The organism is Streptomyces sp. NPDC101234, from assembly GCF_044767525.1.
Classification (GTDB): domain Bacteria; phylum Actinomycetota; class Actinomycetes; order Streptomycetales; family Streptomycetaceae; genus Streptomyces; species Streptomyces sasae.
Genome location: NZ_JBIWOA010000112.1, coordinates 1 through 1,904, shown reverse-complemented (window position 1 = coordinate 1,904; position 1,904 = coordinate 1). Strand labels below are relative to the sequence as shown.

Below are 1,904 nucleotides of genomic sequence, written 5' to 3'. Positions count from 1 at the left end.
AACTTCGCCCGAGCACGGTTCACTTCATGTGCGTCCACGCCTCCAGCATGCCCCCGAACAGTGCCGCGAGACAGACCTAACGGAGTCCTACTAGTACCGCATCAGACAACCGTTTGCCCCGTAGTGATGTGACGAGCCGTTCGGATGCTGGTCCAGGCGTCGTGGTGCAGCCAGGCTGTCCCGGGTGGCAGACCGAGTGCGCGTCCGCGAGATCGATGACGACGAGGGACAGCGCCTGCTGCGGAGCATCCGTAGGGGCACAGGGTCGGTGGTGCCCTGGCGGCGGGCTCAGATGGTGCTGCTGTCCGCGCAGAGTATGCCCGTCGCGAAGATCGCCGAGGTAACGTTCACCAGCCCCGACCGGGTCCGGGACGTCATCCACAACTTCAACGCCGACGGATTCGACTCATGTACGCGAAGTACAAAGGCGGTCGGCCGAGAACGTTCACCCTGCCCGAACGGCGCGAGATCAAGAAGATCGCCAAGTCCAAGCCGGTCGAGCACGGCCTGCCGTTCTCGGCCTGGAGCCTGGCCAAGCTGGCCGACTTCCTGGTCGCCGAGGGGGTGGGCGACGACATCAGCCACGAGGGGCTGCGCATCCTGCTCCGCGAGGAGGGCGTCTCGTTTCAACGCATAGAGACGTGGAAGACCTCCCGCGACCCCGACTATGCCGCCAAGAAGGCCCGCGTCGAGCACCTCTACGCGATGCCCGACGGCGAGGTCATACCCGAGGACGGCGAGCCTGATGTCGTCCTCTGCCTCGGCGAGTTCGGCCCGCTCAACCTGATGCCCCACCCCGGGCGGCAGTGGGCTGAGTACGGCGGGAAACACAGGGACGCTGACCGCGAGCCGCACCCCGGCGGTGGGCGACCTACACCGGCCCGCGCGGAGTCCGGCACCTGTTCGCCGCCTTCGACCTGAGCAAGGGCAAGCTCTACGGCCACAACAAACCGAAGAAGAACCGGACGAGGTTCCTTCAGTTCTGCCGCTACCTGCGCAGCCTCTACCCGCTCAAGACCCGGATCGCGATCGTGCTCGACACCTTCACCCCCGCACCTGGCCACACAGAAGGACACCCGCGTCGGGGACTGGGCCGCGGCCAACAACGTCGAGTTCGCCTACACACCGACCAACAGCTCCTGGCTCAACCGCATCGAGGCCCAGTTCACCGCCCTGCGCTACTTCGCGCTGGACCGCACCGACCATGCCAGCCACAAGGAGCAGGGCAGCATGATCCACCGCTACATCATCTGGCGGAACAAGCACACCACAGATATTCGCTTGCACACCATCGTCACGCGGGCCAACGTCGGCTGACACCCAACGAAGGCAGAGAAGATGACCACGCAGACCCACCCCGACGACCACGAACTCATCGAGGCCGCAGCACACGTCGCCCGTACTCGTTGCCGGGGCGACAACCACACCATGGCGGCCGCAGCCCGCGCCCGGGACGGCCGGATCATCACCGCGGTGAACGCCTACCACTTCACCGGAGGACCCTGCGCCGAGTTGGTCCTCATCGGCGTGGCAGCCGCCCAGGGTGCCTACGATCTGGACACGATCGTCGCCGTGGGTGACCGCGACCGGGGAGTTGTTCCTCCGTGCGGCCGGTGCCGGCAGGTCCTTCTCGACTACTTTCCCGCCCTCAAGGTAATCGTCGGCGCAGACGACCGCATCCGGGCCATGCACATCACGGAATTGCTGCCCGAAAGCTACGTCTGGGCCGACCATCAACTCGACGCCGAGTAAACCGCGCCCCTCAGCACGAGCTGACACCGTCGGCCCACAACGGGGCAAAGCTTGTCTGATACGGCACTAGTAGGACTCCGTTAAGTTGCTCTGGCTCTCGGGTTCTGGCTGGTGGGGGTTGTTCTGGGCAGGGGTTGGTGGCAGGTGGTGCA

1 protein-coding gene and 1 pseudogene are annotated in these 1,904 nt (G+C 65.5%); both read left to right on the top strand.

The features are described from left to right. Window positions 1–184: 184 nt before the first annotated feature. Window positions 185–1,317, top strand: a pseudogene (locus tag ACIRR9_RS55955) (IS630 family transposase). 21 nt (window positions 1,318–1,338) lie between these two features. Next, the gene (locus ACIRR9_RS55950; RefSeq protein ID WP_403261888.1) at window positions 1,339–1,752 is read left to right on the top strand and encodes a cytidine deaminase; all 414 of its coding nucleotides are present in this window, start codon (window positions 1,339–1,341) and stop codon (window positions 1,750–1,752) included. Window positions 1,753–1,904 lie beyond the last annotated feature (152 nt).